We start from the raw sequence: 8182 nt of genomic DNA, 5'->3' as shown, positions 1-8182 counted from the left end.
GGGTTGGGGCCTCTACGAGCACGGCGCGCTGGGCCGCCACGACCCGTCCGGCTTCAAGGACTGGCTAACGGTTGCGCCGTAAAGTCTCTCAGCGTAATTCGTCGACGATCGCGGACAGGGTCGACAGGCTCAACGGCGCCGCCTGATAGAGGCACACGGTCTCGGCTATCCCCTCGACTCGGTCGCGGATGTGCTGTGCGACGTCAGCCGGTGTGCCACACGCGGCGATGGTGTGCAACATCTCGTCGTCGATCAGCCCGCCCATCTCTTCCCAGCGGCCGTGCTTGGACAACGTGTTCAATTCGGGCTGCAGATCCTGCCAGCCGTGCGCCGCCAGCACCGGGCGGTACGCCGGTGTCGAGCCGTAGAACGCCAGCAGCGCGCGTGTCCGCACATCGGCCTGTTCGCGTTCAGCATCGGTTTCGCCCGCTGAGACAATGATTTCGGGCAGCACGGCCAAGTCGGTGGTATGACGGCCGGACACTTCCAGGCCCTCGCGCACCATGGGCATGGTGTGCTCGTGCAGGAACCGTTTCGAGCCGAACGGCATCACCAGCAGACCGTCGGCGTGCTGTGCGACGGCACGGGTCAGCCGAGGCCCGAGCGCGCCGACGTAGATCGGCGGCGGACCATACGGGTTCGGGCCCGGATTGAACGTCGGCGTCATCAACGTGTGCCGGTAGTAGTCGCCGCGAAAATCCAACCGCTCACCGGAGTTCCACGCCGCGAAGATCGCCCGCAGCGCCGCAATGAGCTCGGTCATCCGGGCCACCGGTTTGTCGAACTCCACGCCGAACCGCTTTTCGATTTGAGCCCGGACCTGAGTTCCGAGGCCGAGGATGAATCGTCCCGAGCTCAGCAACTGATGGTCGTTGGCCTGGTGCGCCAGATGAATCGGGTTGCGTGGGAACGCGATCGCGACATTGGTCATCAGGTTCAGGTCGGGAACGGTCGCCGCCAACGTCAGCGGCGCGAACACATCGTGCGGCCCCTCGAAGGTGGCGACTCCACTGGCACCGGCATCGCGAAGCTCCCGCGCGCGCTCAGCCGCGTCGGCCAGGCCATACAGAGCGGTGAAGACTTTCAACGAGGGCCGCCTCACAATGAATTGGGTGGTGTCGGTTGGTCCCTGACATTACGCAGCATCGATGAGGTTGACTGAAGGGCATGCCTAACGCGACTTGGACCGCAGATGTCGTCGTGGTGGGTGCCGGTTTCGCCGGCCTCGCCGCAGCCCGCGAGCTCAGCCGGCTCGGCCATGATGTGCTGGTACTCGAGGGCCGTGACCGGGTCGGCGGGCGTTCGTACACCGGTCACGTCGCGGGCATCCCGGTCGACATGGGCGGCACATTCGTGGGCCCGACGCAGGACGCCGTACTGGCTCTCGCCGCCGAGCTCGGCATCCCGACCGTCCCGACCTACCACGATGGCGCCAACCTGATTCGGTGGCGCGGCGCGGTCCGCTCCTATAGCGGCACAATCCCCCGCCTCTCGCTCGGCGGTCTGATCGATCTCGCCCGTGTGCGTTGGCAATTCGAACGCATCGCCCGGACTGTTCCGCTGGCGGAGCCGTGGACTGCCCGGCGCGCCGCCCGGCTGGACAGCCAGTCATTAGGTCAGTGGTTGCGATCGGTGCGCGCCGGCGCCACCACCCGGGACCTGCTGGCCATCATGGCGCGGGTGACCTGGGGATGCGAACTCGACGACGTGTCGATGCTGCACGCCGCTCGTTACGCCCGCGCGGCCGGTGGTCTGGATCGGATGCTCGACGTCGAAAACGGTGCGCAGCAAGACCGTTTCGCGGCCGGCACGCAGCAGATCGCCGGCGCAGCGGCAGCCGAACTCGGCCACCACGTCGTACTGGAAGCCGCCGTGCGGCGCATCGATTACCACGACGGCCGCGTAACGGTCGCCAGCGAAAAGGGCACGGCGGACGCCAGATACGTCGTTGTCGCAGTCCCGCCGGAGCATTGGAACATCATCGAATTCACTCCCGCGCTGCCCGCCGAACATCGGCAACTGCCCGCGCAGTGGCCGCAGGGCCGGCTCAGCAAGGCCTATGCCGCCTATCCGACGCCGTTCTGGCGCAGCGCTGGATTTTCCGGTGAGGCGCTCTCGGACGAGGGTCCGGTGTTCATCACCTTCGACGTCAGCCCGCAGCCCGACGGGCCCGGGATCCTGCTCGGCTTTGTGGACGCCCGTACGTTCGATGAGCTACCCGCCGATCAGCGTCGGCAACGTGCGCTCGAGTGCTTCGCCGCACTGTTCGGCGATGAAGCCCTGAAGCCGATCGACTACGTCGATCATCGTTGGGGTGCTGAGGAATTCGCGCCAGGTGGGCCAACGGCCGCGGTGCCGCCAGGCTCATGGACACGCTATGGGCCGCTGCTGCGGCGACCCGTCGGGCCCATCCATTGGGCCGGCACCGAGACCGCCGACGAGTGGACCGGCTTCCTGGACGGGGCGGTGCGTTCCGGTCAGCGGGCCGCCACCGAAGTCGCCGGGCGCTTATGAGCTGATGCGCCTGCTGCCGGCGATCGATTCGGCAAGTGTCCGCAGTTCCAGGTTGACCTCAGCTGGTCGTTCCAGCATCGAGCAGTGCCCGCCGGGTAACTCGACCAGGCCGGCGAGATTCGGTGCGGCAGCAGCGATTCGCCTCGACTGCACCAGCGGCGTCAACCGGTCGCGTTGGCTGCCGATCACCAGCGTGGGCACCGTCAGGCCGGCCAGGTCGATATGGCGGCGTCCCATCGCCTCGATGAGGGCCTTGCCGCAGCCTCCGCGGCCTGCCGGCGCGGTGGAGTTGAACAGGTCGAAGATCAGTGATCCGACGGCACGGTCGGCGTCGGCGCCCACCGCGAGCATCGAGATCATTTCCCGGCTGGCCCGTCGCACGGCGGGTGGCACCGGGTACGAACCGAAAATGTTGATCAGGGCACGCCCACCCAACACCCGCACAGCCGCGAACGGTGCCGGCACCGGCAACAATCGCACCTCACGCAACAGGTCACCGGTGGTGGTGTTGATCAGCGCGACGGCATCTGCGCGCGCTTCGACCTTGTGCCGGTAACGATCCGACCAGGCGGCGATCGCCATGCCGCCCATCGAATGCCCCGCGATGACGGCACGCTCACCCGGCCTCAACGTGGCGTCGACCACCGCATCGACATCTGCGGCGAGATGGCTGAGGCTGTACCCGCCGCGGCGCGGGATGCCGCTACGTCCATGACCGCGATGGTCGAACGCGATCACCCGGAAATCGCCCGCCAACTCGGCGATCTGATAGGCCCAGACCCGGATTGCGCAGGTGATGCCGTGGGCGAGCACGATCGGATAGCCGTCCTCAGGTCCGAACACCTCGGTGTGCAGGCGAGTCCCGTCGGCAGAGCGCACCTCGACGGTGCGGCTCGGCGGCAAAGCCGCTGGCAGGGGATGCGGCGCGCGGGCCGCTCGCAGAGAACTCATTGCCGCTCCCCTCAGTCGCGGCCCCGTCGCCGCGCTCGGTGAGTGTAGCCGAGCCGACTATCCGATATCGGCGGATAAATGTCCTGCGCGACATTTATCTTGCGCGCTCCCGGACCGGCGCGAATCCGCGGTGAAGGGTTTAGCCGGAACCCGTCGGCGGTATGCCCGATGCGCCATAGACTCACCTAATCAGGCATATCGGGGATGATGAGGAGCGCAGAGAACATGAGCACCATCGAGGCGGATGCAAAGACGCAGTCACCGTCCGAGCAGGACTCGCACAACGCCTTTGAACGTGACGTAGCCGCAACGCAGCAATATCAGGACAGTGCACGCTTCGACGGCATCACCCGCCTCTTCTCCGCTCGGCAAGTCGTCGAGCAACGCGGCACGATCCCCAGCGATTACATCGTCGCCCGCGAGGCCGCCGAAGCCTTCTACCCGCGGCTGCGCGAGCTCTTCGCTCAGCGCAAGAGCATCACCACGTTCGGGCCGTACTCACCCGGCCAGGCTGTGGCGATGAAGCGGATGGGCATCGAGGGCATCTACCTTGGCGGGTGGGCGACCTCGGCCAAGGGCTCGATCAGCGAGGACCCGGGACCCGACCTGGCCAGCTATCCGCTCAGCCAGGTGCCCGACGAGGCCGCGGGCCTGGTCCGGGCGCTGCTGACCGCCGACCGCAACCAGCAGTACCTACGGCTGCGGATGAGCGAGGAACAGCGCGAAAGGACCCCGGCTGTCGATTATCGGCCGTTCATCATCGCCGACGCCGACACCGGCCACGGCGGCGATCCGCACGTGCGCAACCTGATCAAACGGTTCGTCGAGGCGGGCGTGCCCGGCTACCACATCGAGGACCAGCGGCCGGGCACCAAAAAGTGTGGCCACCAAGGCGGCAAGGTCCTGGTGCCGTCGGACGAACAGATCAAGCGCCTCAACACCGCACGCTTCCAGCTCGACATCATGCGGGTGCCCGGCATCATCGTCGCGCGCACCGACGCCGAGGCGGCCAACCTGCTCGACAGCCGTGCCGACGAGCGCGACCAACCGTACGTGCTGGGCACCACCAACCTCAAGATCCCGTCGTACAAATCCTGCTTCCTGGCGATGGTGCGGCGCTTCTACGACGCGGGCTTCAAAGAGCTCAACGGGCACATGCTCTACGCCCTGCCCGCCGGCGAATACGCCGCTGCCGATGCATGGCTCGAGCGTCACGGCATTGCGGACCTGATCACCCAGGCGGCCGCGTCCCCCGACCACGCACAGCAGTCCATCGACGCCGTGTTCGACGAGGTCGAGTCGAAGTTCGTCGACGCCTGGCAGAACGACGCCGGGCTGATGACCTACGGCGAGGCCGTCGCGGAACTTCTCGAATTCGCCGAGAGCGAGGGCGAATCGCGCGACATGAGCGTCGAGGAATGGCGGAAGTTCGCCCAGCGGGCGCCGTTCTACACCGCGAGCGCGAAGGCACGCGAACTCGGCGCGGACCCCAGCTGGGACAGCGAGCGGGCCAAGACGCCGGAGGGCTACTACCAAATCCGCGGCGGCATCCCGTATGCGATCGCCAAATCGCTTGCCGCGGCACCATTCGCCGACATCCTGTGGATGGAGACCAAGACTGCCGATCTCGTCGACGCGCGGGAATTCGCCGAGGCGATCCACGCTGAATTCCCGGATCAGATGCTAGCCTACAACCTCTCACCGTCGTTCAACTGGGACACTACCGGCATGACCGACGACGAGATGCGGGCGTTCCCAGAGGAACTCGGCAAGATGGGCTTCGTCTTCAACTTCATCACCTACGGCGGACACCAGATCGACGGCGTCGCGTCCGAGGAGTTCGCCACCTCACTGCGCCAGGAGGGCATGCTGGCGCTGGCTCGCCTGCAACGCAAGATGCGCCTGGTCGAATCGCCGTACCGCACACCGCAAACGCTGGTCGGCGGACCGCGCAGCGACGCCGCGCTGGCCGCATCGTCCGGTCGCACGGCGACGACCAAGGCGATGGGCGAGGGATCAACCCAGAGCCAGCACCTGGTGCAGACCGAGGTGCCGAAGAAGCTGCTGGAGGAGTGGCTGGCGTTGTGGGGCGACCACTACCAGATCGGCGAGACGCTGTCGGTGCGGCTGCGCCCGCGGCGCGCCGGCTCCGACGTGCTCGACCTCGGCATCTACGGCGACAACGCCGACGAGCCGCTGGCAAACGTGGTCGTCGACCCGATCAAGGACCGGCACGGACGCAACATCCTCACGGTGCGTGACCAGAACACGTTCGCCGAGAAGATGCGCCAGAAGAGGCTGATGGACGTCATCCACCTGTGGCTGATCCACCGGTTCAAGCCGGAGATCGTCTACTACGTGACGCCGACCGAGGACAACATCTACCAGACCGAAAAGATGAAGTCGCACGGCATCTTCAGCAACGTGTACCAGGAAGTCGGCGAGATCATCGTCGCCGACGTGAACCAGGCACGCATCGACGAGCTGCTGTCACCCGATCGCGAGGCGCTGAAAAGGCTGATCGCCAAGCAGGACTAGCCGACTAGTTCGGGATGGAACTTCGCCGCCATCCGGCGGAGTCCGTCCTGCCAGTCGACCGTACTGGCGCCGACCAGTTCGTGCATCCGCGCCACATCGGTGGGATTGCCGCGCAGCGCCTGCGCGCTCTCCTCGAACACCGGGTCTTTGCCGACCAGCGAACCGAGGTAGCGACACCAGTCCTGCAGGCTGACGGTCTGGTCGCCGCACCAGTTGACCGTGGTCGCCGGTACCGACGCCGCCGCGAGGAGCTTCGGGATCGTCGCGATGATGTCGTCCTCGTGAATTGGGTTGTAGCTGGCCGGAATTCCGGCGGGCACCGGGATCGCGATGCCGGCCAACATCATCTCCATGTGATAGAACGGCCATCCCCCGTTGTCGCCGTAGGGGACGTTGAGCCGCGCGATGACAGTCGGGATATCGAGGGCCCGTGCCATCGTCCGCGCGACGACTTCGCCGGCGATCTTGGAGATGGAGTAGGTCGGGAACAGCGGCTTGTGGTTGTCGCCCAACGCGGAGTGCTCGGTGCGCGGCTCGTCGTCCGGCGGGTCGTAGACGGCGGCCGACGAGCAGTGCAGGAATGCTTTTGCGTTGCGGCAGTGCGCCATTAGCAGACCGACGGACTCGGCGTTGGCCCCGAGATCCTTGTCCCAGTCGCCACTCTTGGCGACCGCCAAGTTCAGCACGTAGTCGAAATCGGCAGGCAGGCCGTCGAACTCACCGGCGGCCAGGTTGACCGTCTCACACCGGATACCCGACTTTTCCAGAGCTTCGCGAGCCGCCGGGTTGGTGAACCGGGCGATGCCCCACACCTCGTTGTCGGCTGCCAGGGCCTGGGCGATGGGACTGGCAACTTGTCCGGTCGGACCGGTGATCAGGATCTTGGCACCACGCATCTGCCGATCGTATGCCCGGGCTCCCGCGGCGTCGGCATTTACGTCCTCGAAAATCTCGGCCACCTTGGAACAAGAAGGTACACCGATCGGTTTACACCGTAGGTCCGACGAAATCCACCAGCTAGGAGCGCAACGCCATGTCAACTGTCCTCGTCACCGGAGCCGGCCGCGGGATCGGTCGCGCCATCACCGAGGAGTTCATCCGGCGCGGTCACCGCGTAATCGGTACCGCACGCGACCCCCGTTCCCTTGAAGCCCTCGACCTCGATCAACGGCTGGCCCTCGACGTCACCGACGACGCCAGCGTGGCCGCCGCGTTCGCGGCCGCGGGTGATGTCGACATCGTCGTCGTCAACCCCGCCGAAATCTTCTATGCCGCGGTGGAGGCCATACCGCTGCCCGAACTGCTGCGATTGTTCGACCTGAACACTGTCGGCGCGATCCGCGTCGCGCAGGGCGCACTTCCGGGCATGCGGGCCCGCGGCGAAGGCAAGCTGCTGTTCATGTCCAGCGTCCTCGGGCGCGTGGCGTTGCCGAACGCAGCGGCCTACGCCGCGACCAAGTGGGCGCTCGAAGCGCTGGTGGAATCTCTCGCGATCGAGGTGGCGCCGTTCGGCGTTCAGGCCGCGCTGCTCGAGCCGGGGGCGGTGAGTTCCGGCGCGCTCGACAACGTGACCGCCTACACACTGGCCGACGACCCGTACGCCGGCCTCGCGGGCGACGATGATCTGCGTGCCGCGATGATCACCCCCGAGCAGGTTGCGACCGAGATCGCCGACGCCGCCGAAAAGCCCGAGCTACCGTTGCGGATTCCGATCGGTGATCCCGCCCGCGCAGTGCTGGCAGCACGCCACGCGGCACCCGACCACGTCCCGTTCGTCCCGACGGCCCACTAGGGCCGATCGCAAGCGCGGCGGGGCCGCGCACAGCGGGTCGGCCCCATCGGCTAGGGCCGCATCTCGTAAGCACCGTCGTAGGCCCGGACCTTCTCCCACACCCGGTCGAACCGGTCGGAGTCGGTCACCGGCCTGCGCACGGCGGCGAGCGCCCAATCCTGCTGTGCGGTAGTTGAACTGGACTTGCCATGCAGCGCGACGGTGTATTGGGAGAAGTCGCGGATCTGGACCTCGAAGATCTGGTCGACCAGGTCGGCATCGAGACCGATGAGATCGGCCTGTTCGAGGATCAACTGGCCGTACACGATCAGCGTGAACAGGTGGCCGACGACCAGCAGGAAGTCGAGGTCTTTCATCTGCTCCGGGTCCGGCGCGGCGGTCAGCAGC

General features: G+C 66.6%; 7 protein-coding genes and 1 pseudogene. 4 read left to right on the top strand and 4 right to left on the bottom strand.

Annotation, left to right across the window (positions count from 1 at the left end; translation table 11 throughout):
- Window positions 1–82 (top strand): hypothetical protein (locus WAN02_RS15295; RefSeq protein ID WP_422265050.1); only part of this gene is annotated, 82 nt, incomplete at its 5' end.
- Window positions 83–88: 6 nt separating this feature from the next.
- Here WAN02_RS15295 and WAN02_RS15290 read toward each other — a convergent pair.
- Window positions 89–1087 carry a TIGR03617 family F420-dependent LLM class oxidoreductase gene (locus tag WAN02_RS15290; protein WP_422265048.1) on the bottom strand — a complete coding sequence of 333 codons (999 nt, stop codon included), beginning with the start codon at window positions 1085–1087 and terminating at the stop codon, window positions 89–91.
- An 80-nt stretch (window positions 1088–1167) separates the two neighbouring features.
- Here WAN02_RS15290 and WAN02_RS15285 point away from each other — a divergent pair, with 80 nt between their 5' ends.
- Entirely contained in the window at window positions 1168–2514 is a 1347-nt protein-coding gene (locus WAN02_RS15285; protein WP_422265047.1) for a flavin monoamine oxidase family protein, read from the top strand.
- Here WAN02_RS15285 and WAN02_RS15280 read toward each other — a convergent pair.
- Window positions 2509–3465 carry an alpha/beta fold hydrolase gene (locus tag WAN02_RS15280; RefSeq protein ID WP_422265046.1) on the bottom strand — a complete coding sequence of 319 codons (957 nt, stop codon included), beginning with the start codon at window positions 3463–3465 and terminating at the stop codon, window positions 2509–2511. The genes WAN02_RS15285 and WAN02_RS15280 overlap by 6 nt on opposite strands.
- A 225-nt stretch (window positions 3466–3690) precedes the next feature.
- Here WAN02_RS15280 and aceA point away from each other — a divergent pair, with 225 nt between their 5' ends.
- Window positions 3691–6003 carry an isocitrate lyase ICL2 gene (aceA, locus tag WAN02_RS15275; protein WP_422265045.1) on the top strand — a complete coding sequence of 771 codons (2313 nt, stop codon included), beginning with the start codon at window positions 3691–3693 and terminating at the stop codon, window positions 6001–6003.
- Here aceA and WAN02_RS15270 read toward each other — a convergent pair.
- Window positions 6000–6899, bottom strand: coding sequence for an NAD-dependent epimerase/dehydratase family protein (locus WAN02_RS15270; RefSeq protein WP_422265049.1), 900 nt, complete (start codon window positions 6897–6899; stop codon window positions 6000–6002). The two genes, aceA and WAN02_RS15270, sit on opposite strands and share 4 nt — an antisense overlap.
- 137 nt (window positions 6900–7036) lie before the next feature.
- Here WAN02_RS15270 and WAN02_RS15265 point away from each other — a divergent pair, with 137 nt between their 5' ends.
- Entirely contained in the window at window positions 7037–7795 is a 759-nt protein-coding gene (locus WAN02_RS15265; protein WP_422265044.1) for an SDR family NAD(P)-dependent oxidoreductase, read from the top strand.
- 50 nt (window positions 7796–7845) lie between these two features.
- On the opposite strand, the pseudogene WAN02_RS15260 reads toward WAN02_RS15265, so the two are convergent.
- Window positions 7846–8182 (bottom strand): annotated as a pseudogene (locus WAN02_RS15260) (acyl-CoA dehydrogenase); the annotation flags it as partial.

Source organism: Mycobacterium sp., assembly GCF_049281135.1.
GTDB lineage: Bacteria > Actinomycetota > Actinomycetes > Mycobacteriales > Mycobacteriaceae > Mycobacterium.
Note: the sequence above shows the minus strand (reverse complement) of the source record. Positions and strands in the feature narration are given on the sequence as shown.

What these genes read in the sequence shown, in the direction of transcription:
- WAN02_RS15285 (WP_422265047.1), top strand. Translation starts at nt 1,168, where the DNA reads ATGCCTAACGCGACTTGGACCGCAGATGTCGTCGTGGTGGGTGCCGGT.
- WAN02_RS15280 (WP_422265046.1), bottom strand. Translation starts at nt 3,465, where the DNA reads ATGAGTTCTCTGCGAGCGGCCCGCGCGCCGCATCCCCTGCCAGCGGCT.
- aceA (WP_422265045.1), top strand. Translation starts at nt 3,691, where the DNA reads ATGAGCACCATCGAGGCGGATGCAAAGACGCAGTCACCGTCCGAGCAG.
- WAN02_RS15270 (WP_422265049.1), bottom strand. Translation starts at nt 6,899, where the DNA reads ATGCGTGGTGCCAAGATCCTGATCACCGGTCCGACCGGACAAGTTGCC.
- WAN02_RS15265 (WP_422265044.1), top strand. Translation starts at nt 7,037, where the DNA reads ATGTCAACTGTCCTCGTCACCGGAGCCGGCCGCGGGATCGGTCGCGCC.